The sequence below is a fragment of the Flavobacterium sp. OHVDL-2026-0007 genome, assembly GCF_059882335.1.
This window is the reverse complement of sequence record NZ_CM187612.1, coordinates 271,954-297,495: the sequence shown is the minus strand read 5'-3', so window position 1 is coordinate 297,495 and position 25,542 is coordinate 271,954. Positions and strand designations below refer to the sequence as shown.

The 25,542-nt window shown below is 36.3% G+C and carries 17 protein-coding genes; 2 read left to right on the top strand and 15 right to left on the bottom strand.

Going from position 1 to position 25,542, the window contains the following annotated elements:
* Positions 1 to 34 precede the first annotated feature (34 nt).
* The 10 genes from coaE to AC51AA_RS01245 form a co-directional block, all read right to left on the bottom strand.
* Positions 35 to 631, bottom strand: a complete 597-nt coding sequence (coaE, locus tag AC51AA_RS01290; protein WP_500703938.1) for a dephospho-CoA kinase — start codon at positions 629 to 631, stop codon at positions 35 to 37.
* 1 nt (position 632) lies between these two features.
* Positions 633 to 1,631 (bottom strand): glycosyltransferase family 2 protein, encoded by a 999-nt coding sequence (locus tag AC51AA_RS01285; RefSeq protein WP_500703937.1) that lies wholly within the window; start codon positions 1,629 to 1,631, stop codon positions 633 to 635.
* Between the two features lie 127 nt (positions 1,632 to 1,758).
* Positions 1,759 to 2,949 carry an enoyl-ACP reductase FabV gene (gene fabV / locus AC51AA_RS01280; protein ID WP_500703936.1) on the bottom strand — a complete coding sequence of 397 codons (1,191 nt, stop codon included), beginning with the start codon at positions 2,947 to 2,949 and terminating at the stop codon, positions 1,759 to 1,761.
* A gap of 108 nt (positions 2,950 to 3,057) precedes the next feature.
* The gene (gene recN, locus AC51AA_RS01275; RefSeq protein WP_500703935.1) at positions 3,058 to 4,710 is read right to left on the bottom strand and encodes a DNA repair protein RecN; all 1,653 of its coding nucleotides are present in this window, start codon (positions 4,708 to 4,710) and stop codon (positions 3,058 to 3,060) included.
* Positions 4,711 to 4,762: 52 nt separating this feature from the next.
* Positions 4,763 to 5,647, bottom strand: coding sequence for a type IX secretion system protein PorD (gene porD / locus AC51AA_RS01270; protein WP_500703934.1), 885 nt, complete (start codon positions 5,645 to 5,647; stop codon positions 4,763 to 4,765).
* Positions 5,648 to 5,717: 70 nt separating this feature from the next.
* Positions 5,718 to 6,932, bottom strand: a complete 1,215-nt coding sequence (gene coaBC / locus AC51AA_RS01265) for a bifunctional phosphopantothenoylcysteine decarboxylase/phosphopantothenate--cysteine ligase CoaBC (RefSeq protein WP_500703933.1) — start codon at positions 6,930 to 6,932, stop codon at positions 5,718 to 5,720.
* Between the two features lie 9 nt (positions 6,933 to 6,941).
* Positions 6,942 to 7,259: a DNA-directed RNA polymerase subunit omega gene (locus tag AC51AA_RS01260; RefSeq protein ID WP_008463064.1), complete on the bottom strand. Its 318-nt coding sequence runs from the start codon at positions 7,257 to 7,259 to the stop codon at positions 6,942 to 6,944.
* A gap of 9 nt (positions 7,260 to 7,268) precedes the next feature.
* Positions 7,269 to 8,063: an outer membrane protein assembly factor BamD gene (locus tag AC51AA_RS01255; protein ID WP_500703932.1), complete on the bottom strand. Its 795-nt coding sequence runs from the start codon at positions 8,061 to 8,063 to the stop codon at positions 7,269 to 7,271.
* A 131-nt stretch (positions 8,064 to 8,194) separates the two neighbouring features.
* The gene (gene dapA / locus AC51AA_RS01250) at positions 8,195 to 9,082 is read right to left on the bottom strand and encodes a 4-hydroxy-tetrahydrodipicolinate synthase (RefSeq protein WP_500703931.1); all 888 of its coding nucleotides are present in this window, start codon (positions 9,080 to 9,082) and stop codon (positions 8,195 to 8,197) included.
* A 14-nt stretch (positions 9,083 to 9,096) separates the two neighbouring features.
* Positions 9,097 to 9,609, bottom strand: a complete 513-nt coding sequence (locus tag AC51AA_RS01245) for a DUF6913 domain-containing protein (RefSeq protein WP_500703930.1) — start codon at positions 9,607 to 9,609, stop codon at positions 9,097 to 9,099.
* A gap of 47 nt (positions 9,610 to 9,656) precedes the next feature.
* Here AC51AA_RS01245 and AC51AA_RS01240 point away from each other — a divergent pair, with 47 nt between their 5' ends.
* Both AC51AA_RS01240 and AC51AA_RS01235 read left to right on the top strand, forming a co-directional pair.
* Positions 9,657 to 10,436, top strand: a complete 780-nt coding sequence (locus tag AC51AA_RS01240; RefSeq protein WP_500703929.1) for a 5'-nucleotidase C-terminal domain-containing protein — start codon at positions 9,657 to 9,659, stop codon at positions 10,434 to 10,436.
* 53 nt (positions 10,437 to 10,489) lie between these two features.
* Positions 10,490 to 11,401 (top strand): bifunctional metallophosphatase/5'-nucleotidase, encoded by a 912-nt coding sequence (locus AC51AA_RS01235; protein WP_500703928.1) that lies wholly within the window; start codon positions 10,490 to 10,492, stop codon positions 11,399 to 11,401.
* On the opposite strand, the gene AC51AA_RS01230 is transcribed toward AC51AA_RS01235, so the two are convergent.
* The 5 genes from AC51AA_RS01230 to AC51AA_RS01210 form a co-directional block, all read right to left on the bottom strand.
* Positions 11,387 to 12,082, bottom strand: coding sequence for a lysoplasmalogenase family protein (locus AC51AA_RS01230; RefSeq protein WP_500703927.1), 696 nt, complete (start codon positions 12,080 to 12,082; stop codon positions 11,387 to 11,389). The genes AC51AA_RS01235 and AC51AA_RS01230 overlap by 15 nt on opposite strands.
* The gene (gene ligA / locus AC51AA_RS01225) at positions 12,069 to 14,075 is read right to left on the bottom strand and encodes an NAD-dependent DNA ligase LigA (protein ID WP_500703926.1); all 2,007 of its coding nucleotides are present in this window, start codon (positions 14,073 to 14,075) and stop codon (positions 12,069 to 12,071) included. The genes AC51AA_RS01230 and ligA overlap by 14 nt, the downstream gene beginning before the upstream one ends.
* Positions 14,076 to 14,325: 250 nt before the next feature.
* Positions 14,326 to 16,260, bottom strand: coding sequence for an OmpA family protein (locus tag AC51AA_RS01220; RefSeq protein WP_500703925.1), 1,935 nt, complete (start codon positions 16,258 to 16,260; stop codon positions 14,326 to 14,328).
* Between the two features lie 11 nt (positions 16,261 to 16,271).
* Entirely contained in the window at positions 16,272 to 17,204 is a 933-nt protein-coding gene (locus AC51AA_RS01215) for a PorP/SprF family type IX secretion system membrane protein (protein ID WP_500703924.1), read from the bottom strand.
* 46 nt (positions 17,205 to 17,250) lie between these two features.
* Positions 17,251 to 25,320 carry an Ig-like domain-containing protein gene (locus tag AC51AA_RS01210; protein ID WP_500703923.1) on the bottom strand — a complete coding sequence of 2,690 codons (8,070 nt, stop codon included), beginning with the start codon at positions 25,318 to 25,320 and terminating at the stop codon, positions 17,251 to 17,253.
* Positions 25,321 to 25,542: the final 222 nt, after the last annotated feature.

Below are 25,542 nucleotides of genomic sequence, written 5' to 3'. Positions count from 1 at the left end.
TATACTAAATAATACATTAACCAAATATTAACATTTAAGACTGATTTTGTTTTATATTTAAAATTTTAAGAATTTTAACAGTTTCTTCTTTAGCGATTTTAAGATTTGTGTTATTAATTACAAAATTGCTTCTAGAAATACGATCTTCGTCTTTCCATTGCATTTGCATACGGCTTAAAACTTGCTCACGTGTAGTATGATCACGCTTTAAGACTCTCTCAATTCTAATTTCTTCAGGGGCAGTAACGGTTATAATAACATCACATTCTTTATATCGACCACTTTCAAACAAAATGGCCGCTTCATAAATCACATAGGGGTAATTTGTATTCTTTGACAACCATACCTCAAAGTCTTTTTTTACGGCTGGGTGTACAATGGCATTTAACTTACTTAATTGGTCAGCATCATTAAAAACAATCTCCGCTAATTTGGCTCTGTTTAAAATATCATTTTCAAAAAGATGGGTTCCAAAAACCGTTTTGATTGCATTTACAATATCGTCTGACTGCATGACATTCTTAGCTTGGTCATCTGCGATGTAAACAGGAACGCCCATTTCCTTGAAATAGTTCGCAATGGTTGTTTTTCCACTACCTATCCCCCCTGTTAAACCAATAACTTTTGTCATACTATAATTTAAAAAACATTCCTGGAAAAGCCTCTTGCGGTTTTTTCTTTAATAGAATAATTTTTATAAATGATTCTAAGAAACCAGTTCCATAACCATAAAATTGTTTCCAAACGGCAATTACAGAGAGATAGCCTATTTTAAGGCTTTTATTCTGAATACTTGCTGTAAGAAATATTACTATGAAATATACGACATATAATTGTAAAAACAGATCAATATTGAATATTAATAACACAAAAGCCAATACCAATCCAAGTATGAAAGCCGTAGGAAAGAAAAACGTTAATTTATTGTGTTCCGGATACCAACTATTTAGTATCGGTCTAGCTTTTCCAAATTTATTGACCTGGATAGAAAATTTCTCCCAATCAATTCTGCGTTTGTGATACACATAAGCTTCGGTAAACAATCGCGTTTCAAATCCTAAATTCCACAAACGAATCGACAAATCAGGATCCTCACCTGGATGAATATTTCCAAATCCTTTTGAAGCCTCAAAAGCTTTTTTGGAAATTCCCATATTAAAACTACGTGGCTGAAATTTATTGATTTTTTCAGAACCTCCACGAATCCCTCCTGTGGTCAAAAATGATGTCATGGCGAAATTGATGGCTTTTTGAACATCCGAAAAACTATCCAAAGCTTTATCAGGTCCTCCAAAACAATCCACATAATTTTCATTTAATGCTTTTCGTACCTCTGTTAAATACTGAGACGGAATAATACAATCAGAATCAAAAATGATAAAATAATCTCCTCTGGCTTTTTGCATACCAAAATTTCTTGAATCTCCAGGACCTGAATTTTCTTTAAAATAATAAGAAATATTCAATTTTCCTTGATAGGTCATTACGACATCTTTACAAGGAATGGAAGATCCATCTTCAACAAGAACAATTTCAAAAGCTTCATTATAATCAGATTTTGACAAACTTTCTAAAAGTTCATCAACTTCATCTGGACGATTATACACGGGTATAATTAAAGAAAAAACCATAGTGGGATATGCAGTATTAAAGTGGCAATTTTTTTAAACTCAAAATTTTAACAAAGATAAGGTATATCCATAAAAAAACCATCAACTTTTGATTGATGGTTTTCATTTTTAATGCTATATAAGTCTCTTATTTGATACTTTCAATATTAACGACTTCATTTGATTCTGCCGCGTAGTCTACTCCAGCAAATTCAAATCCAAATAAATTCAAGAAATCATTTTTATATCCTGCTAAATCACCAATAGCTGGCAAAGTCTCAGTAGTTGCATCCAACCATAGTTGAGCTACTTTTGCTTGAACATCCTCACGCATTTCCCAATCGTCGATTCTGATTCTACCTTTATCATCTGTAGGAACAGTTGATCCATTGTATAATCTATCTTGAAACAAACGTTGAATTTGCTCGATACAACCTTCGTGGATTCCTTCTTCTTTCATGATTTTATACAAAAGAGAGATATATAAAGGAATAACCGGAATAGCAGAACTTGCTTGTGTAACTAAGGCTTTGTTAACTGAAACATAAGCTTGACCTCCGATTGCTTTTAAGCTTTCTGTAATTGAAAATGCAGTAGCTTCCAAATCATCTTTTGCACGTCCAATTGTTCCTTTACGATAAACCGCTTCTGTAAGTGATGGTCCAATATAAGAATAAGCAACTGTTGTAGCGCCTTCTGCTAATAAATTTTCACTTTTCAAAGCATCCATCCACATCGACCAATCTTCACCTCCCATTACCGCAATGGTATTGGCAATATCTTCATCAGTACAAGGCTCGATAGATACATCAGAAACTTTTCCAGTATGAAAATCAACTGTTTTATTGGTAAAAGTTTGTCCAATTGGTTTCAAAACCGAACGGTGCAACACACCTGTAACTGGGTGCAAACGAACTGGGGATGCTAAACTATAGATCACCAAATCAATCTGACCTAAGTCTGCTTTAATTAAATCTAGTGTTTGTCTTTTTACTTCATTTGAAAAAGCATCTCCATTGATACTTTTTGCATACAAACCTGCTTTATGAGCTTCCGTTTCAAAAGCAGCAGAATTGTACCATCCTGGTGATGCCGTTTTACCTTCTACTGGTGGCTTTTCAAAAAACACTCCAATAGTAGCTGCATCAGATCCAAAAGCACTTGTAATTCTTGACGCTAATCCAAAACCTGTTGAAGCACCAATAACCAATACTTTTTTAGCGCCAGCAATAGCCCCTTTTGATTGTACGTATGCTATTTGATTTTTTACATTTTGCTCGCATCCCTTTGGGTGTGATGTCAAACAAATAAATCCTCTCATTCTAGGTTCTATAATCATATCTTTATTGTTTATTCGTTAATTTAGCTCACCTCTAATCAAGGCGCATCCTTAACTTATTTACGTTTGTTTAATTCGTTTTTGAGTTGGCAAATATAAAGTATTTCTTTAGTTCAACAAGGCTTTAGCATGATTTAAAGCGGAATCAGAAACCACTGCTCCAGATAACATTTGTGCAATTTCTATAATTCTTTCTTCCTGAGATAAAAGCTTCAATTCTGATTGCGTCTGATCATCAACAGTAGATTTGAATACTTTAAAATGAGAATCCCCTTTTGCCGCAATTTGCGGTAAATGGGTTATGGCAAAAATTTGCATGGTAGCACTCATTTCTTTCATGATCTCTCCCATTCTAATAGCGATCTCTCCAGATACTCCTGTATCAATTTCATCAAAAATCAAAGTCGGCAGTTTGGAGTACTGCGCTAAGATTGCTTTTACAGCTAACATAATACGGGACATCTCCCCTCCTGAAGCCACCTTTTTTAACAATCCAAAATCAGTTCCCTTATTGGCAGAAAACAAAAATACCAATTCATCTTTACCATTTTGAAAATAGGTTTCAGAGGGTACTAATTCCATTTTAAAACGAACATTTGGCATCCCTAAGGTCTCCAATATCGCAATCAATTGATTCGACAATACCGGAATCGCCTCTACTCTATTTTGGTGTATATCCACTGAGAACGCATCTAGCTCCAGTGTTTTTTGTTCAATTGATTTGGACAGCACTGCAATTTCTTCCTCAATATTACCCAATTCCGTAACTGCACTTTCTAATTTAAGTTGAATTTCAATCAACTCTCCAACACTAACCACCTGATGTTTCTTTTGCAAATTATAAATCAATTGCAGTTTTTGACTGATTAATTCTAATTGCGCTGGATCATTTAATAATTTCTCCGTAGCATTTTGCAATTCTTTCGAAACATCATCGAACTCAATAGCCAAACTACTTATTCGTTCAAATATACTTTGGTAGTCAGGTGAAAATGCCGCAATTTTATGCAATGAGGTTTTGATTTCATTGAGATTATGGAATACCCCGAATTGCTCTTCATTGGCTATAGCTAATGCTTTATCGATCGATTCTTTGATCACCTCTACATTATTGAGTTTCTCAAAATCAGCCTCCAACTCTTCTTGCTCTCCTGCCTTTAATTTGGCTACTACCAATTCATTCAATAAAAAAGTATTGTATTCTTGCTCTTTTCCAGAATCACTTTGCTTTTTGAGCAAAGCATTCCATTTGGATTTCTCCGCCTTATAAGCCTTTAATACTTTTTGATAAGCCAAAATGGTTTCCCCATTATTGGCAATGGCATCTATGATTTTAAATTGTACTCCCTCGTCTGACAACTCCTGTGTTTGTTGTTGCGAATGGATATCAATCAGAAACAAACTCAAATCCTGTAACTCTTGAAGGTTTACCGGACTATCGTTTATAAAGGCCCGAGATTTACCTGAAGGCAAAATCTCACGTCTTATAATTGTATCCTCTTCGTAGTCCAGATCGTTTGTTTCGAAAAACTCTTTTAAATTGTATTTAGAAATTTCAAAATGCGCCTCGATCACACATTTTTCTTCTTTATTCTTTAGCGAACTAAGATCCGCTCTCTTTCCCAAAACCAGTCCGATTGCGCCTAATATAATAGACTTACCAGCACCTGTTTCCCCTGTAATTATAGAAAAACCTTTTGAAAAATCAATAGTGAGTTTTTCAATCAGGGCATAGTTTTTAATTGACAGCGAAGTAATCATAAGGAAATTTTGTAATATAAAAGTTAACGAGAATGTATTATAAAAAATTCAACTAAAATTTAATTTGCGACCATTTACTAGAATTCAATGGCGATACTTTATTTAAAACATCTATTAAATCAGCTACAGGAACACTTGGCCCTCCTGAGAAAACAGACACTATTTCATCAGATTTTGCATCAAAAAATACCCGTGTTAAAAAAGCATTGGGCTTGACTGAATTTAATTTTCCAACCAAAAGTATAGCGGTTTTAATCTTTTCTTTTGACGTCTTTAAATCTTGACTCATTCCATCCATAGCACTGTGATACATCCAGCTGCTTTGCCTTAAATCGGTATAGGTAGGCGAAATCATGTCATTGATTAAATAATAACGGTTCTGAATCCCATCAGACTGGCTCCATCCTTTAAAACTACCCTGTTGCGCCACATTGGCAATATTCTGAGCTGTTTCTAAAAATGGATTCCCTGCTCCCATTTGAAAGGTATCCGCATCCATAGCTAAAATTAAGTAACTATAAAAAGACACTACAGAAACTAGGTTAGACTCAAAGACCGACGGATTAAACAACAAAGGCTCATATTCTGTATACCTAAAACTAAAATCTTTATCATTGTAATTCAACACTGGCGAAGAATACGTTGAATTGAAAATTAATCTTGAGGATTGTATTTGAATAGTTCCTGAGAATTGATCCGAACTCTGAGATGACAAGGTAATATACATCGAACAATTGATTCGTTCGTTTTGCTTTAAAACCGATCCCGTCCAATCTGTTTTATTGACAAATTCAGACAATGAGGTCTGAAGTGTTTTAAAAACCTGTTGATTCGGATTAGGAAGTCGATCCGTATTAATAGTTACGGTACAATTTAGCTGTTGTGCTTGTGCAAAGCCAAAAATTAAAAATACTAAAAAAGTAACTATTTTATTCATACGAAAGAGCATATTAGGTTTTAGCACAAACAGCATTACGATAATAACAAGAAGCGGAAATTATACTGTTTTAGGATTTTGTAAAATGCAAAATCACTTTGTTTAAAATATCCACTGCAACAGATTCTTTTGATTTTAATTCCATCGGCTCAATTTTAAAATTTTTATCAATAAAAGTCACTTTATTGGTTTCTTTTTTAAAACCAGCACCTTTGTCTTGTAAGGAATTTAAAACAATCAAATCTAAGTTTTTTTTCTGAATTTTCAACTTCGCATTTTCAATTTCATTCTCCGTTTCCAATGCAAATCCAATTAAAAACTGTGTTTTTTTGATTGCACCCAATGACAATAAGATATCTTTCGTTTTTTCAAGCTCGATCGTAAAGGCATCCGCGGCTTTTTTTATTTTTTGCACGGCAACCATTTTAGGCTTATAATCCGCAACAGCTGCTGCAGCAATAGCCACATCAACACCCTCAAAATATACATGACAAGCATCATACATTTCTTGAGCCGATACGACATCCACTACCTTAATGCTCTTGTTTTTGACTTTATAGTGCGTCGGTCCTGAAACCAAAACTACAGTAGCCCCTAAATCTGCAGCTGCATTGGCAATATCAAATCCCATTTTCCCTGAGGAATGGTTTCCGATAAAACGCACTGGATCTATGGCTTCATAGGTTGGCCCCGCCGTAATTAATATTTTTTTTCCCTTTAGGGGTAATTTACTTTCTAAATCAGCTTCAAGAAAAGCGATAATGTTTTCCGGCTCTGCCATTCTACCTTCACCAGATAAACCACTGGCTAACTCCCCATTTTCAGCAGGAATCATCACATTCCCAAATTGATGTAAAGCGGTAAAACTTGCTAGGGTTGACGGATGTTTATACATATCCAAATCCATTGCAGGCGCAAAATAAACTGGACATTTAGCCGATAAATAAGTAGCTATTAAAAGATTGTCACAGTTCCCAGTAGCCATCTTAGACAAGGTATTGGCCGTAGCTGGTGCAACCAACATGAAATCAGCCCACAGGGCTAATTCAACATGATTTATCCATACAGCATCTTGATCATCTTGATTAAAAAAACTAGAGTGTACTGGATTTTTAGATAAGGTAGATAAGGTAAGTGGCGTTACAAAATCCTTAGAAGCAGGTGTCATGATCACTTGGACATGTGCACCTGCTTTTATAAAAAGTCGTACTAATGAGGCTGTTTTATAGGCTGCAATTCCACCAGAAACTCCCAGTAAAATTTTCTTCCCGTTTAAAACTGACATTATACTATATTATTTGTTTGAACTTCTGTGGTAAGTTTTACCGTCTAACCATTCTTGAACTGCTAAAGCGTGTGGCTTAGGTAATTTTTCGTAAAATTTAGACACTTCAATTTGTTCTTTATTTTCAAAAACTTCTTCAAGACTGTCATTGTAAGTAGCAAACTCTTCTAACTTCTCAGTCAATTCCTTTTTAATTTCAGAATTGATTTGATTTGCTCTTTTAGCCATAATGGTAATTGCCTCATACACATTCCCTGTTGGCTCTTCAATAACGGTTTTATTATAAGTTATTGTATTTACAGGAGCATTCGTCTTTTTTAAATCCATGACTTTATTTTATTTAGTAAATTTTTGTAAATCTGTTTCAACCCTAGCATTCATCTCGTCTGCCTTTTCTTTGTATTTCGTAGCACCATTAAACTTCAATAAGTTACTGTACGCTACTTTAGCCACTTGTAAACGCTCTTCCATTTTTGATGGAATACTGTTAATCGCTAATTGGTATGCCGAATCGTATTTATAAAACAATGCATCTTCTTTAAGTGGTGTACCTGGAAAATCAGCAATAAAATTATCAAACGCTACTAATGCCGATTTATAATCTGAAATCGTATTGTATCCTTTGGCATTTTCAAAGGCTTTTTTCTCTAACTTACCATTCAAAACTTTCACTACCTCATTGGCTTGAGCAATATATTCTGAATTAGGATAATTATCAATAAAAGCTTGTAATTTCTCTAAAGCTTTTATTGTATCCCCTTGATCTAAACTATATACCGGAGCTAATTTTGAATAACAAAATGCACCTAAAAAAGCCGCCTCTTGCACTTTTTCACTACGAGGATAACCCGAAGCAAAACTTTCAAATTGATATCCTGCTAAATAATACTGTTTTGTCTTATAGTAAGATTGGGAAAACATATAAAAAAGCTTTTCAGCTTGAGGTTTACCTCTATACGACGGTGCTAATTGTTCAAAAAGACGAATCGCTTTAGAATATTTCCCAGCTTCATACATCTTTGTGGCCATATCAAATTTTGCCGCAACGTCTTCATTTTTCAATACCTTTTGGTAATCACTACAAGCACTAAAAAGGACAACAACAATTAACAGAGATATTATTTTTTTCATATTCTTACTTTTATTATGATCCCTTAGACAAATTATGCCAAAGCAAAATCACACCGAAGTTCCGGTGGCAAATTTAGTTATTAATTTAGCTACTACAAAATATTTTTTGGTATAATAAAATACCGACAATCTTACTCTAATTTAATACTGCTTTTAACAAAGGCGTTCAATCTTTCTGCTAATGAATCATCGACAGCTACCAATGGCAAACGTACCGTGTTGTCAGCAATACCAAGGGCTTGAAAGACTTGCTTGATTCCAGCAGGATTTCCTTGCTCAAAAATCATATCAATACAATCCGATAAAAAGTATTGCGTTTTAAAAGCCTCATTTACTTTTCTATTCAATCCTAAACGGATCATTTCTGAAAATTCTTTAGGAAAACCTTGTCCAATTACAGAAATTACTCCTGCTCCACCAGCCAAAACGATAGGTAAAGCAATCATATCATCTCCTGAAATCACTAAAAAGTCTTTTGGTGCATTTTTAAGTAATTGTAAGGCTTGAGCCATATCACCTGCAGCTTCCTTTATCGCCACAACATTACTAAAATCATTCGCCAAACGAATCACTGTAGAAGGCAACATATTACTTGATGTTCTTCCTGGAACATTATACAAAATTACCGGTACTGGAGAAGCTTCTGCAATCGCTTTAAAGTGCTGATAAATACCTTCCTGAGTTGGCTTGTTATAATAAGGAGAAACAGAAAGTATCGCTTCAAATGCAGCAAAATCTCTTGTTTTTAACTCTTCCACTACTTGCATCGTATTGTTACCCCCAACACCTAGAACCAAAGGCAATCTACCTTTATTAGTATCTATTACTGTCTGAATAACCAATTCTTTTTCGGATTGAGTCAAGGTCGCATTTTCAGCTGTTGTCCCCATAACGACAAGGTATTCAACTCCTCCATCAATCGAAAAATTAACGATACGTTGCAATGCTTCGATATCAATTGAAAAGTCTTTTTTAAATGGCGTTACTAGCGCAACACCAGTTCCTATTAATGATTGCATATTCTACTTATATTTTATTTTATATTTTTTAAATACTTAAACAATTCAAAAACGAATAGTTTATAATTTTCTATCTCGCTATGGATCACCCACCGATTTAAGCGAATATCCACCGAAGCAAATCCCGCTTTAAATTTAGCCTTTGATTCATTGGTCACAGTCATCAGAATAGCCTTCTCGGTACTATAATAACTGATCAAAAGATCCAATTCCATAGCGACGAACTCCGTCAAAAGAGAACCTCTTAGTGCCCCTTGCCAATTGAGCTGTTTTTTACCAAAAGTAGGTCTTAAATAAGACTCTTTCTCTTTAAACTTATCGCTATACACCACAATTTTAAGGTTATCTAAACTAATCCCTTGCAGAATCAATTCCTTTACCAAGGCTTCGGACTGCTGAAAATCTCTTTCATCAATCAGTAAACCAACCGTTTGCACCTTGCCAGTAAAGACTTCGTTTTTCACCTTATGTAAATTATTTTTCAATCTTTTTTTTATCAAAAAATCCTTTATATAATTTAAAAACATATTACTTTTACCAGATTACAAAATTAATTATTAAAGTTGCATTTAAGATGGTAAAACTAAAAAAGTATAACGGATTTTTAAAACTTTTTGTTATATTCTTAACACTTTTTTTTATAGCGTCCTGTAGTCAAAAAAATTACCAACTGACCAAGATAGAAGCCAAGCAAATTCCAGTAACGCAACAGGCAGCCCAAACTCCTGAAATCGAAAACTTTATTACCCCTTATCGCGATCACATCAATAAAGACTTAGATAATGTTTTAGCCTATAGTCCTGAAACGCTTGATAAAAGTACAGGCAAATGGCAAACTAGTATTGGAAACTTACTTGCTGATGTCTGTTTGGAAAGGGGGAATCTCGTTTTTAAAACAAGGGAGAATAAAGTCCTTGACTTGTGCTTTCTAAATCACGGTGGGATACGCGCCATATTACCCAAAGGAGATGTCACCACTAGAACGGCTTTTGAAATTATGCCCTTTGAAAACAACTTAGTGGTTTTGGCTTTAAAAGGAGAGCAAATTTTAGCCATGACGACTTATATTATTAAAGAAAGAAAACCACATCCTTTAGCTGGAATGACCTTCACCATAGCCAAAGACAATACGGCTAAAAACATACTGATTCAAGGAAAACCACTAGATACCAATAAAATTTATTATGTAGCTACCAATGACTATTTAGCCAATGGCGGAGACAGCATGAATTTTTTCTTAAAAAACGTGCAGAAATTTGATATGAATTATAAACTTCGAAATGTACTGATTGATTATTTTAAAGCAGTAGATACCATACCCGTAGCCAAAGACATTCGCATTTCTGAAGAATAACAAGCTGCATAAATAAAATTAAATGACCAGCGTTTACGCTAAAAAAATAGATCATGAAAAGAAGAGAATTTATCGAAAAAACAGCTGCTAGTACTGCCTTATTAAGTTTAGGTTTGTCCTTGAGTAGTTTTGAATCTAACGATATTAAACACTTAACTATTCTACATACTAACGATGTTCACAGCCATATCGATCCTTTTCCTGCTGATGATCCTCGCAATGCCAATAAAGGTGGTGTATCACGCCGTGCAGCCCTTATCGAAAGCATTCGAAAAGAAAACCCTAATGTACTACTACTAGATGCTGGAGACATTTTTCAAGGAACCCCATACTTTAACTATTATGGAGGCGAACTTGAATTCAAGTTGATGAGCATGATGAAATATGATGCATCGACTATCGGTAATCATGATTTTGACAATGGTCTTGACGGCTTACATGCGCAACTACCACACGCCAGTTTTGACTTTATTTGCTCCAATTATGACTTTAAAAACACAGTCATGAATGGTTTTGTCAAACCCTATAAAATCTTTACTAAAAACGGTATTAAAGTAGGCGTATTTGGCCTAGGTATCGAACTAGAAGGTCTAGTTGACAAACAAATGTACAAAGAGACAATCTATAACAATCCTGTAGAAATAGCACAGGATATGACGCGTATCTTAAAGAAAGAAGAAAAATGTGATTTGGTAATTTGTCTTTCACATTTAGGCTATAAGTATCGTGATAACGATTCAAAAATCTGTGATCTAAAATTAGCTGAGTTGACCCAAGATATTGATTTAATTATTGGAGGCCATACCCACACTTTTTTAGACAAACCAACTATTGTACAAAACAAGGCTGGTGAAAAGGTACTGGTGAACCAAGTAGGCTGTTATGGGATCAATTTAGGCAGAATTGATTTTTACTTTGACCGCAATAAAGCACACACCAATCAAGGCAAATCAATTATTGTATAATTTTTTTTTATCGATTCTTAGCTTTTCCAGAAAATACTCTACCATAAAAAAGTAGCCCAGTATCTGTGTAACATCGCGTATTAAGATCAAAACAACCGAATAGGAAAAGTACTGATTGAAAATAAAAAAGATATCGGAAAAGATATAACAAATAGCCATTAAAGATATTAACAAGCTTAAATGGGTTCCTTTGGTGATATAACTTACAAAAGAATAAAAACTTAAAACACTCAAAACGATACCGTAAATCACATAGAGTAGATTAAACTTTTTCATGCTATCGCTTTGTAAACTCAATACAGCAATTAACAAATACACGATAAATATGATCACTATAGATATGGGTAAAACGTCTTTCTTCCGCAGTTCTATCTTTTCGTAACCCCTCATAAAAAGCATAAAAAGCAGTATATACACGATTAGAAAACTAACGACCCCTCCAAGCTCCGAAATCTCAACATCCATCAGATCAAATACCTGACCTACAAAACAAAACAAAAAGATTAAACCTTCTATCTTTCCAATTTTAAATTCACTACTAATGGCAAAATAGAAAAAAATAGCAGGCAATACTATGGCCTTAGCATAGATTGCTAAAAAGTCCTGTTCGCTACAATCAAAAATGATGGTGAACAACAAGGCTATAAAAAACAAAATCAACGAGGGTTTATTCGCTTTCATTTAATTTAGTTATAAAATCTTCTTCTGACAATATCGGGATGTTTAATTTATTTGCTTTTTCTAATTTCGCAGGTCCCATACTCTCTCCAGCCACCACGAAATCGGTTTTTGCTGAAATAGAACTTCCGACCTTACCACCATTATCTTCTATCGTTTTCTTTAACTCATCTCTTGAAAATTGAGAAAAAACTCCAGAAACCACAAATGTTTTTCCTAGAAATTTTTCGGTCGCATTGGGGTTTATTTTTTCAACGATTTCAAATTGAACGCCATGCTTTTTCAAACGCTCAATGATCATTTTGTTTTCCTCGTTTTCAAAAAACTCAATAACACTTTTAGCAATTCGCTCCCCTATTTCATCCACTAAAATCAAGTCCATTAAAGTGGCTTGACTCAGCGCATCAATATTTTTATAATGTTTGGCTAACTTTTTGGCTACGGTCTCTCCCACAAAACGAATTCCCAAAGCAAAAAGCACACTTTCAAACGGAATTTCTTTCGATTGCTCTACTCCTTTTACTAAGTTTTCAGCCGACTTCTGTGCCATTCTTTCTAAAGGCAAAATCTGCTCCACAGTCAATTCATACAAATCAGCATAATTGTGTACCAATCCGTTATTAAAGAGCAACGCTACCGTTTCCCCTCCAAGACCTTCAATATCCATTGCTTTCCTTGAAATATAATGCTGAATCCTACCTATAATTTGGGGTGGACAACCGTAAAAATTAGGACAATAATGATTGGCTTCCCCTTCACTTCTGACCAATTGGGTTTGACATTCTGGACAATGTGTAATGTATTGAGTAGGCACTGAATCTTCAGGACGTTTTTCTAAATCTACTGCGATAATCTTAGGAATAATTTCACCGCCTTTTTCTACAAAAACAGTATCCTTTATTCTTATATCTAATTTCTCTATTTGATCGGCATTGTGCAAAGAAGCTCTCTTGACAATAGTTCCCGCTAATTGTACGGGCTCTAAATTGGCCACAGGTGTAATAGCTCCTGTACGACCAACCTGATAGGTAATCGAATTTAATGTAGTAGAAACTTGCTCTGATTTGAATTTATACGCTATGGCCCAACGTGGGGACTTAGCGGTGTAGCCTAACTCTTCTTGATGCTGAATGCTATTGACTTTGATCACTACACCATCGGTTTCATAAGGCAACTCATGACGATGCACATCCCAATAGTCAATAAAGGCAAAAACCTCTTGTAAATTGGCAACTAATTTTGCTTCTTTGGGGACTTTAAAGCCCCATTTTCTAGCAGATTCTAATCCTTCAAATTGTGTAGCAAAAGGCAAATCATTACCCGTTACAAAATACAACAAACACTCTAAAGGACGTTTAGCCACCTCGGCACTATCTTGTAATTTTAAACTTCCTGATGCGGTATTTCTAGGATTGGAATAAGGGGTTTCTCCTATTTCGATTAATTCCTGATTCATTTTTTCAAAACCAGCAAAAGGCAGAATAATTTCGCCTCGAATATCAAATTTTTCCGGATAATTCCCTTTTAATTGGAGCGGAATTGATTTTATCGTTTTTATATTATTAGTCACTTCATCCCCTTGAAAACCATCTCCTCTTGTTAAAGCTTGCACCAGCTTACCCTTTTCATAGCTAATACTGATCGAAGCTCCATCGTACTTTAATTCGCAAGTATACTCTAGCGGTACGTTTCCTAATACTTTTTGAATTCGAGTTTCCCAATCCACTAAATCCTCTTTCGAATAGGAATTATCCAACGAATACATGCGGTATTGATGGGCTATCGTTTTAAAATTTTTAGTAACAGTCCCTCCTACTCGTTGTGTTGGCGAGTTCTCATCAAAAAATTCAGGATGTTTATCTTCTAGATCCTGAAGTTCTTTTAATTTGACATCAAAATCATAATCCGAAATACTGGCGTTATCCAGCACATAATAATTATAATTGTGTCGATTTAGTTCGTCTCTTAAAGCTTGGATGGTCTCTTGAATGCTCATAAAATATTAAAATGATACAGATTACAATTTAGAATAACTGAACATCAAAATTAGGATTATTTTTATTCAAAAACAGCAAAAAGCAAAACTTTTAAAAAATCAAAAATCAAGCTGCAAAACGATGCAACTTGATTTTCTTTTTGTCCATTATTCTTAAAAAAGAATGAAACAAACCCCACTTCCAAATGGTTCCTTTATTTGATAATGCTGCTGCACTAACTACCATCCCATTACCATAGAGAAATGGTCATTATTTTTGTATAATGATAAAATCAGAACGTCTGTTTAGTAAATGCTCTTCTTCGGTACATTTTACGCCATTTTTGCATTTATTAATTAGTCGAGTTTCACCATATCCAATAGCACTTTCAATTCTTGAAGCATCAATATCTTGAGAAATAATATAATCTCTTGTTGATTTAGCTCTGTTATCCGATAATTTCAAGTTATAGGCATCTTTACCTCTAGAGTCTGTATGCGATTCAATCTTGATTCTGATATTAGGGAATTTTTTCATGATGAAAACTACTTTAGCTAATTCTTCCACTGCCAAAGGCGTAATGTCGTATTTGTCATAATCAAAGTAAATTGGGTTTACATCTACTTTTTCAACCCCTTTCTTTTTTACTACTAAATCATCATAATTACTCAGTTCAAAGTTAACATCTTTAATTTCTCCTGAGTTTTCATTGGTTGTCTCCACCGTTTTTTCGTCATTACTAAAATTAGGTTTTGTAGCGACCATTCTAATGGTTTTCCCACAAGGAACCTCTATAGCATACTTACCATCATAATTGGTTTTGGTTTGGGTAATTAGATCATTATAGGAATTATAGGCCATGATGGTTACATCTGTTAATGGCAATTTAGATTTTCTATCGAAGGCCATTCCTGAAATACTTTGATTGCAAACTGGTTTTCCTTTTATAAAAGAATAAATATCATCGTCTCCTTTTCCACCTGCCCTGTTGGAAGACAGATACCCATAGCTATCTGTAGCATCAATGGCAAAAGCAAAGTCATCTTTATTACTGTTTATAGGAGCTCCTAAATTTTTTGGATCTGAGAAAGTTCCATTGGCTAATAGTCTACTCTCATACACATCTAAATCGCCCCAACCGTAATGGCCATCTGAAGAAAAATAAAGTGTTCCATTGCGAAAGAAAGGAAAAACATCATTTCCTAATGTATTGATTTTTGGTCCTAAATTCACTGGTGAACTCATGGTACCATCCTCGGCAATTTTTACATAATACAAATCTGTTTCACCATAACCTCCTGGCATATCAGAAGCAAAGAAAAGCCATTTTCCGTCCTCACTTAAGGAAGGATGCCCTACGGAATACGCATCACTATCAAAGAACACTTTTTGAGGATTCTCCAATTTGTTATCCACTATGGCCCCTTTAATGATTTGAAAATTATTGGTTCTTGTTTCATCAATAACCAATTTGTTTTTCTTTACAATATTGGTCGAATAATAAATCGTTTTTCCTTGTGTATCAAAAGTAGCAGTTGCTTCATGATACTTGGTCATTACATTGGGTAAAAATACCGTTGCATTCATCAAGCTTCCGTCAGCAGGATTGCGTTCCGCAACATATAAATTCAAGAATGGCTGATTGTTCCAATTGTACAATTTCTCGCCAAAACTAGTGGTGTCTTTAGCCGAAGTATAAACCACCTTATCTTGATAAAAAGTTGCTCCAAAATCGGATTTACTCGTATTAATGTCTAGATTTTTTAGCGCATAAAGTGACTTCGCTTTAGACAAACTATCCATTTGTTTCTTTTGAGCCATGTACCTATTAATTTCTTTTTGGTCACCTTTTTTATCAAGGTACTCCCTAGTAACCCTATTGGCTTCATCATAATCCATAACCGCTTTCATAGATTGTATATAACGCAAATAGTAAATATCCGTTAAATTATTATCCTGCGCTTCGTATAGTTTTCTATACCATTTTAAAGCGTTTCTGGAATCTGATATGAAATAGTACGAATCGGCCGCATTTTTCAAGGTTTGAGTAGACGGATTTTTGATGTTCTGTAAACACTCTTCGTATGCTTTAGAGGCATCTAGATAAGAATAATTCTTAAACAAGGCATCGGCCTTTTTTAAATTCGTTTGAGCAAAGCAAAAAGCAAAACTCAATACAAAACTTAGAATATATAGTTTTTTCATAGGTTTTATTGTTAGAAGAATCGAGGGGATTTAATTTTGCTTTGATTTCTATTAAACTGGTAACGCAATACGATTTCGTGAGAGCCATCATTGTATTTATTCAATTGACTCACTGTATAATCAAAAGCATATCCGGCGTAAAGACTTTTATTAATTTGAAAACCCGCTAATATACTCATCGAATCATCTGTTCGATAAGCTCCACCGATAACAAACTTCTCTACAATCATAAAATTGGCCGAAATATCGGCAGTAAGTGGCGCTCCACCTACCGCTTTTACTAAAAATGCTGGCTTAAATTTTAAGTTTGGATTCAAATCAAAAACATAACCTCCCATAAGATAAAAATGCATTCGGTCATAGTTTACCGATTCCTGCACATCATCATAATAATTCCCTTCAATAAAATTAGGAACTGACAATCCTAAATACCATTTATCGGTATAGTAATATACCCCCGCTCCAATACCCAATTTTACTTGGTTGTTTATATTTTGATTGAGTAAAACATCATTTTTATCATAATATCTTCCTTTAGACCAATCTATATTCAACATACGCATACCGGCTTTTAAACCGAATGCCAATCTTTTTTCATATCCCAGAGGAATGGAATACGAAAAATTTCCATCCAAATACAATTCATTAGATGGCCCTATTTTGTCGTTAACCACACTTAATCCAACACCCAGCATCTCATTTCGAAGTGGCGCATGAATAGATAATGATTGTGTTTCTGGGGCTCCATCAATTCCAACCCATTGCGATCGATGCAAGAGTGAGGCTTCGAGATTGCCAGTAGACCCAGCATAAGCTGGGTTTATGGCCATAGTGTTGTACATGTATTGCGTGTACCCTGGTTCTTGTTGTGCACTGGCACAAAATGTAACAAAAGAACATCCTATAATGAAATACGCTTTTACTGTTTTTATATTTAGTTTCATAATGACACTTTTTAATTTAATTAATTAGATGATTACTGGAAGTTGATTATCTAATTATAGACAACCATCCTTTTTTAACTGCCCCATCTCCTATCTCTATCACATAAAAATAAGTTCCTGTTGGTAATGTATCTCCTTTACTAATTACTCCGGATACATTGGCAGTTCCATCCCAATCATTTTCATAATGTTTTTTACTGTACACCATGGTACCGTATCTATTGAAAACTTTTAACTCATTGTTCGGATAATTTTCAATACAATCAATTCTGAAAAGGTCATTTGCTCCATCATTGTTTGGAGTAAACTCATTATAAACCACTAAACAAATTGGATCTACAGAAGCTGAAGCTACGTTATTTGTTGTATCCGAATCTATTGGATTTGAAACCAGAACTGAAGCTATATTTAAATAATCTCCTGTTGGTAACACTTTAACTACTATATTCAATACTGCACTTTCACCCGACTTAAGCTCCGGAATACTCCATGCTCCAGTACCATTACTATAGTTCCCTAGAGTGGTGTCTGAGCTGACAAATTCATATCCTGTTGGTAAAAGATCACTCACCATTGTATCGATAAAGCTTCCAGATCCAACATTATTAACGGTAACGGTAAAGGTTACATTATCGCCAATGCTTGGATTAGGGTTATCAACCGTCATACTCATCGTGATATCCGAACAAGTTTTAATGCTAAGGTTAAGCAGTTTCGATTTGATTTCATTACACTGAGTGGTATACGAAATATTTACACTTGCTGCTCCTATTGAAGGCCATTTAACCGTTACAAAATTATCTGTAGCAGTTCCACCACCTGTTACTGTACCACCAGTTATTGTCCAATTGTAATTAGACATACCCGCTAAAGTAGTATAGGTAACTTCATCAAAAACACATGGATTCGCTTTACTTTCTGATATGGCAACCACTTCGTTTCCTTGGAAACTAATCACTACCGCTAATCGTACTTTACTTTCACAACCTGTAGTTGGATTTTTCAGTGCAGCATAATATGTGCCTGCTACTAATGCCGTTCCAGGTGCTAAAGCAGTTCCTCCTGTTGATACATTGTACCAAACAATACCTGCTTCATTGATTTGAATATCTGAAATCTTAGGAGCATTTACCAGACAGAAAGCTTGTGTCGCATTTCTTGTCGTAGCCGTTGCACCATCCGTTACTGATACTGTTACCAATAATCGAACTGAACTTTCACAACCTGTTGAAGCGTCCACAATGGCTCCGTAATAACTTCCACTTACTAATGAAGTGGTTGGCGCCAATGCTGTTCCTCCTGTAGCTGTACTGTACCAAATAACTCCTGTCTCATTTACTTGAATATCTGAAACTTTAGAATCATTCACTAAACAGAAATCCTGAGTCGTATCATTCGTAGTTGGTTTAGTTGGATCAGTAACCGTTACAGTTACCAATAATTGCTCTGAACTCTCACATCCAGTTAAAGGATCTTTAATTACACCAGCATAAACACCATTTGATAATGCTGTCGTTGAACCTACTTGAACCCCTGCTTTATACCAAATTACGTTCGCTTCATTTACCTGAAGATTTGAAACTTTAGGAGCATTAGCTAAACAGAAATCTTGTGTAGTATCGTTAGTTGTCGGTTTAGCTGGATCAGTAACCGTTACAGTTACCAATAATTGCTCTGAACTATCACATCCAGTCAAAGGATCTTTAATTACACCAGCATAAACACCATTTGATAATGCTGTCGTTAGTCCTACTTGAACCCCTCCTTTATACCAAATTACGTTCGATTCGTTTACCTGAAGATTCGCTACCGTTGGATTAGTCACTTTACAGAAATCCTGAGTTGTATCAGCAGTTGTTGGTGTAGCTGGATCAGTAACGGTTACCGTTACCAATAATTGCGCTGAACTCTCACAACCTGTCAAAGGATCTTTGATTACAGCAGCATAAACACCATTTGATAATGCTGTCGTTGGACCTACTTGAACCCCTGCTTTATACCAAATTACGTTCGATTCGTTTACCTGAAGATCTGAAACCTTAGGCGCATTCACTAAACAGAAATCTTGTGTGTTGTCTGTAGTTGTTGGTGTAGCCGGATCAGTAACGGTTACCGTTACCAATAATTGCACTGAACTCTCACAACCTGTCGCAGGATCTTTGATTACAGCAGCATAAACACCATTTGATAATGCTGTCGTTGGACCTACTTGAACCCCTGCTTTATACCAAATTACGTTCGATTCGTTTACCTGAAGATCTGAAACCTTAGGCGCATTCACTAAACAGAAATCTTGTGTGTTGTCTGTAGTTGTTGGTGTAGCCGGATCAGTAACGGTTACCGTTACCAATAATTGCACTGAACTCTCACAACCTGTCGCAGGATCTTTGATTACAGCAGCATAAACACCATTTGATAATGCTGTCGTTGGACCTACTTGAACCCCTGCTTTATACCAAATTACGTTCGATTCGTTTACCTGAAGATCTGAAACCTTAGGCGCATTCACTAAACAGAAATCTTGTGTATTGTCTGTAGTTGTTGGTGTAGCTGGATCAGTAACGGTTACCGTTACCAATAATTGCACTGAACTCTCACAACCTGTCGCAGGATCTTTGATTACAGCAGCATAAACACCATTCGATAATGCTGTCGTTGGACCTACTTGAACCCCTGCTTTATACCAAATTACGTTCGATTCGTTTACCTGAAGATCTGAAACCTTAGGCGCATTCACTAAACAGAAATCTTGTGTATTGTCTGTAGTTGTTGGTGTAGCTGGATCAGTAACGGTTACCGTTACCAATAATCCAGTTGCACTCTCACAACCCGTTGTTGGGTCTTTTATTACGGCATAATACGTTCCACTTGTTAAGGCTGTAGTTGGCGCAATCGCCGTAGCTCTAGTCGAATCGGTATACCAAACAATATCTGTATCATTAAATAGAATACTAGCAAAAGTTGGTGCTGCTGTCGAACAGAAAGACTGTGTTCCAGCTGTCGTTAAAGTTGGAGTACCAGGAGTAGTAACAACTACCGTTACCAATAATCCAGTTACACTCTCACAACCCGTTGTTGGGTCTTTTATTACGGCATAATACGTTCCACTTGTTAAGGCTGTAGTTGACGCAATCGCCGTAGCTCTAGTCGAATCGGTATACCAAACAATATCTGTATCATTAAATAGAATACTAGCAAAAGTTGGTGCTGCTGTCGAACAGAAAGACTGTGTTCCAGCTGTCGTTAAAGTTGGAGTGCCAGGAGTAGTAACAACTACCGTTACCAATAATCCAGTTGCACTCTCACAACCCGTTGTTGGGTCTTTTATTACGGCATAATACGTTCCACTTGTTAAGGCTGTAGTTGACGCAATCGCCGTAGCTCTAGTCGAATCGGTATACCAAACAATATCTGTATCATTAAATAGAATACTAGCAAAAGTTGGTGCTGCTGTCGAACAGAAAGACTGTGTTCCAGCTGTCGTTAAAGTTGGAGTGCCAGGAGTAGTAACAACTACCGTTACCAATAATCCAGTTACACTCTCACAACCCGTTGTTGGGTCTTTTATTACGGCATAATACGTTCCACTTGTTAAGGCTGTAGTTGACGCAATCGCCGTAGCTCTAGTCGAATCGGTATACCAAACAATATCTGTATCATTAAATAGAATACTAGCAAAAGTTGGTGCTGCTGTCGAACAGAAAGACTGTGTTCCAGCTGTCGTTAAAGTTGGAGTACCAGGAGTAGTAACAACTACCGTTACCAATAATCCAGTTACACTCTCACAACCCGTTGTTGGGTCTTTTATTACGGCATAATACGTTCCACTTGTTAAGGCTGTAGTTGACGCAATCGCCGTAGCTCTAGTCGAATCGGTATACCAAACAATATCTGTATCATTAAATAGAATACTAGCAAAAGTTGGTGCTGCTGTCGAACAGAAAGACTGTGTTCCAGCTGTCGTTAAAGTTGGAGTACCAGGAGTAGTAACAACTACCGTTACCAATAATCCAGTTACACTCTCACAACCCGTTGTTGGGTCTTTTATTACGGCATAATACGTTCCACTTGTTAAGGCTGTAGTTGGCGCAATCGCCGTAGCTCTAGTCGAATCGGTATACCAAACAATATCTGTATCATTAAATAGAATACTAGCAAAAGTTGGTGCTGCTGTCGAACAGAAAGACTGTGTTCCAGCTGTCGTTAAAATTGGAGTACCAGGAGTAGTAACAACTACCGTTACCAATAATCCAGTTACACTCTCACAACCCGTTGTTGGGTCTTTTATTACGGCATAATACGTTCCACTTGTTAAGGCTGTAGTTGACGCAATCGCCGTAGCTCTAGTCGAATCGGTATACCAAACAATATCTGTATCATTAAATAGAATACTAGCAAAAGTTGGTGCTGCTGTCGAACAGAAAGACTGTGTTCCAGCTGTCGTTAAAGTTGGAGTACCAGGAGTAGTAACAACTACCGTTACCAATAATCCAGTTACACTCTCACAACCCGTTGTTGGGTCTTTTATTACGGCATAATACGTTCCACTTGTTAAGGCTGTAGTTGACGCAATCGCCGTAGCTCTAGTCGAATCGGTATACCAAACAATATCTGTATCATTAAATAGAATACTAGCAAAAGTTGGTGCTGCTGTCGAACAGAAAGACTGTGTTCCAGCTGTCGTTAAAGTTGGAGTACCAGGAGTAGTAACAACTACCGTTACCAATAATCCAGTTGCACTCTCACAACCCGTTGTTGGGTCTTTTATTACGGCATAATACGTTCCACTTGTTAAGGCTGTAGTTGACGCAATCGCCGTAGCTCTAGTCGAATCGGTATACCAAACAATATCTGTATCATTAAATAGAATACTAGCAAAAGTTGGTGCTGCTGTCGAACAGAAAGACTGTGTTCCAGCTGTCGTTAAAGTTGGAGTGCCAGGAGTAGTAACAACTACCGTTACCAATAATCCAGTTGCACTCTCACAACCCGTTGTTGGGTCTTTTATTACGGCATAATACGTTCCACTTGTTAAGGCTGTAGTTGACGCAATCGCCGTAGCTCTAGTCGAATCGGTATACCAAACAATATCTGTATCATTAAATAGAATACTAGCAAAAGTTGGTGCTGCTGTCGAACAGAAAGACTGTGTTCCAGCTGTCGTTAAAGTTGGAGTGCCAGGAGTAGTAACAACTACCGTTACCAATAATCCAGTTACACTCTCACAACCCGTTGTTGGGTCTTTTATTACGGCATAATACGTTCCACTTGTTAAGGCTGTAGTTGACGCAATCGCCGTAGCTCTAGTCGAATCGGTATACCAAACAATATCTGTATCATTAAATAGAATACTAGCAAAAGTTGGTGCTGCTGTCGAACAGAAAGACTGTGTTCCAGCTGTCGTTAAAGTTGGAGTACCAGGAGTAGTAACAACTACCGTTACCAATAATCCAGTTACACTCTCACAACCCGTTGTTGGGTCTTTTATTACGGCATAATACGTTCCACTTGTTAAGGCTGTAGTTGACGCAATCGCCGTAGCTCTAGTCGAATCGGTATACCAAACAATATCTGTATCATTAAATAGAATACTAGCAAAAGTTGGTGCTGCTGTCGAACAGAAAGACTGTGTTCCAGCTGTCGTTAAAGTTGGAGTACCAGGAGTAGTAACAACTACCGTTACCAATAATCCAGTTACACTCTCACAACCCGTTGTTGGGTCTTTTATTACGGCATAATACGTTCCACTTGTTAAGGCTGTAGTTGACGCAATCGCCGTAGCTCTAGTCGAATCGGTATACCAAACAATATCTGTATCATTAAATAGAATACTAGCAAAAGTTGGTGCTGCTGTCGAACAGAAAGACTGTGTTCCAGCTGTCGTTAAAGTTGGAGTACCAGGAGTAGTAACAACTACCGTTACCAATAATCCAGTTGCACTCTCACAACCCGTTGTTGGGTCTTTTATTACGGCATAATACGTTCCACTTGTTAAGGCTGTAGTTGACGCAATCGCCGTAGCTCTAGTCGAATCGGTATACCAAACAATATCTGTATCATTAAATAGAATACTAGCAAAAGTTGGTGCTGCTGTCGAACAGAAAGACTGTGTTCCAGCTGTCGTTAAAGTTGGAGTACCAGGAGTAGTAACAACTACCGTTACCAATAATCCAGTTACACTCTCACAACCCGTTGTTGGGTCTTTTATTACGGCATAATACGTTCCACTTGTTAAGGCTGTAGTTGACGCAATCGCCGTAGCTCTAGTCGAATCGGTATACCAAACAATATCTGTATCATTAAATAGAATACTAGCAAAAGTTGGTGCTGCTGTCGAACAGAAAGACTGTGTTCCAGCTGTCGTTAAAGTTGGAGTACCAGGAGTAGTAACAACTACCGTTACCAATAATCCAGTTGCACTCTCACAACCCGTTGTTGGGTCTTTTATTACGGCATAATACGTTCCACTTGTTAAGGCTGTAGTTGACGCAATCGCCGTAGCTCTAGTCGAATCGGTATACCAAACAATATCTGTATCATTAAATAGAATACTAGCAAAAGTTGGTGCTGCTGTCGAACAGAAAGACTGTGTTCCAGCTGTCGTTAAAGTTGGAGTATTTGGAGCGGAGGAAACATTTACCGTTACTTCTCCCCTTTCGAAAACCGGACAACCATAACGAATGGGTTGAATATAGTATTTATGAGGGCCAGGAGTCAATATTGCAGGGAGCGTATAAGACTCCCCTGTAGCTAGTGCCGTTCCTCCAGTAGGAGCACTATACCATTCATAAGTCGCACATTCCGTAGCAGGTACTACCAAAGAAATTGGACTACCTGGACAAACTGTTATTTCATTGTCATCATTTCCACCAATAATTTTGGTATTAGTTACACGATCAATAGTATGAATATCAACTTCTCCTAATAGATCTGCAACTCCACCTATACTAATTTTAACTCTATCGTAAGGTTGTGTTTGAGGTTTAACAGTTATCATTGCTCTTGTAGTTCCAGAAAGAAGTCTTAAATTCAATAAACTAGATCCATTTGCAATTGGACCTCCAACAGCATTATCTCCTAAATAAAGCTGAATAGCAAATCCATTAAGGACAGCTAAATCTAAAAGCCCAGTCTGTCTTGAAATGGTGATTCTTAACGTATCATTCACCGTAGATGGTGTTCTAAAAACCGCCGTTAACTCGGATGCAGCAAGTAGTCCTACGGTGTTATGCATGGCAGCATAAGTATTTACATCCCCATCGGCTATATTCCATGGATTTTGAACACTAACAAGACCTGTTACTGCTTGAACTACTGATTTTTTTACACCGGATAAAACATCTTCAATATCACCTCCACAGGTAGTTGTTGTTGATACTTCTTTTTTATAATAAGCATCATAAACATTTGCATTTAGTCCAAGACCTACAGCTGCCCCCAGTTCAATACGGATACCGTCATAATCTTGAGATCCTGAAGGAACAAAGGTATATTCGAAGGAATTTTGACCTGGTAACAAACTAACTAATGACCCAGTTACCACCTGTAAAGAACCAATATCTATCCCGCCATTTGTTCCTACTACACTAATAGTCTGTCCAACTGCAAGTAAACCATTCTCTAATCCTAATTTAACTGTTACAGGAGTTCCTTTTGGTATAATTTCGGCCCATGTAAGTCTTTGCCATTGGGTCCCAATAAATAAAACTGATAAACCTGTTCTTATTGTTGAAAATGTACTTGGATCACCATCTGCTCCTTGAGGTCCGTTGTCAACACCACCTAACAACCCTGGTCCTTCAACCTGACCGTTAGCATATACTCTCTCTAGTAACGCATCACAGCTAGCTGGGGCAATGACACTGCTCTTTATAGTCTCACTGGTTGTAGAAGTAGCCTTACTTACCAATGTCCTAGGTACCACATTCAACCTATTGTCGTAGGTCAATTTTGGATTATTTACCCACGTAATACCTAACCCACTTCTATTAGAAGTTTGTGAGGTAGGCCAGGAAAAATTCTGTGCAAATGTATTATTACCTAAAAGCAATAATAAAAAAAGCATCAATAAAAATCTCACCTTAAAGTAGAGATCATAAAAAGTAATTTTTTTCATAATTTGGAAGATTAGAAAATGGACAATAAAATATCTGTCGCTATAAGCCAGAGGCTTACGCAATACAAAAAATCGTTAATAATCAAGCATTTAAAACAAGACTAAAATAATAGCTAACTAAAATTTTAATTCTGTTTTACAAAAAAGTTGTATTCCATAACGAAATACACAAAGCACTACTTCTCATTCATCTTGAACAAAAAACACTTTCTAGTGTTAAGG

Bases quoted from the DNA above. Each gene is read 5' to 3' on its own strand.
- coaE (WP_500703938.1), bottom strand. From the start codon at position 631: ATGACAAAAGTTATTGGTTTAACAGGGGGGATAGGTAGTGGAAAAACA.
- AC51AA_RS01285 (WP_500703937.1), bottom strand. From the start codon at position 1,631: ATGGTTTTTTCTTTAATTATACCCGTGTATAATCGTCCAGATGAAGTT.
- fabV (WP_500703936.1), bottom strand. From the start codon at position 2,949: ATGATTATAGAACCTAGAATGAGAGGATTTATTTGTTTGACATCACAC.
- recN (WP_500703935.1), bottom strand. From the start codon at position 4,710: ATGATTACTTCGCTGTCAATTAAAAACTATGCCCTGATTGAAAAACTC.
- porD (WP_500703934.1), bottom strand. From the start codon at position 5,647: ATGAATAAAATAGTTACTTTTTTAGTATTTTTAATTTTTGGCTTTGCA.
- coaBC (WP_500703933.1), bottom strand. From the start codon at position 6,932: ATGTCAGTTTTAAACGGGAAGAAAATTTTACTGGGAGTTTCTGGTGGA.
- AC51AA_RS01260 (WP_008463064.1), bottom strand. From the start codon at position 7,259: ATGGATTTAAAAAAGACGAATGCTCCTGTAAATACAATAACTTATAAT.
- AC51AA_RS01255 (WP_500703932.1), bottom strand. From the start codon at position 8,063: ATGAAAAAAATAATATCTCTGTTAATTGTTGTTGTCCTTTTTAGTGCT.
- dapA (WP_500703931.1), bottom strand. From the start codon at position 9,082: ATGCAATCATTAATAGGAACTGGTGTTGCGCTAGTAACGCCATTTAAA.
- AC51AA_RS01245 (WP_500703930.1), bottom strand. From the start codon at position 9,609: ATGTTTTTAAATTATATAAAGGATTTTTTGATAAAAAAAAGATTGAAA.
- AC51AA_RS01240 (WP_500703929.1), top strand. From the start codon at position 9,657: ATGGTAAAACTAAAAAAGTATAACGGATTTTTAAAACTTTTTGTTATA.
- AC51AA_RS01235 (WP_500703928.1), top strand. From the start codon at position 10,490: ATGAAAAGAAGAGAATTTATCGAAAAAACAGCTGCTAGTACTGCCTTA.
- AC51AA_RS01230 (WP_500703927.1), bottom strand. From the start codon at position 12,082: ATGAAAGCGAATAAACCCTCGTTGATTTTGTTTTTTATAGCCTTGTTG.
- ligA (WP_500703926.1), bottom strand. From the start codon at position 14,075: ATGAGCATTCAAGAGACCATCCAAGCTTTAAGAGACGAACTAAATCGA.
- AC51AA_RS01220 (WP_500703925.1), bottom strand. From the start codon at position 16,260: ATGAAAAAACTATATATTCTAAGTTTTGTATTGAGTTTTGCTTTTTGC.
- AC51AA_RS01215 (WP_500703924.1), bottom strand. From the start codon at position 17,204: ATGAAACTAAATATAAAAACAGTAAAAGCGTATTTCATTATAGGATGT.
- AC51AA_RS01210 (WP_500703923.1), bottom strand. From the start codon at position 25,320: ATGAAAAAAATTACTTTTTATGATCTCTACTTTAAGGTGAGATTTTTA.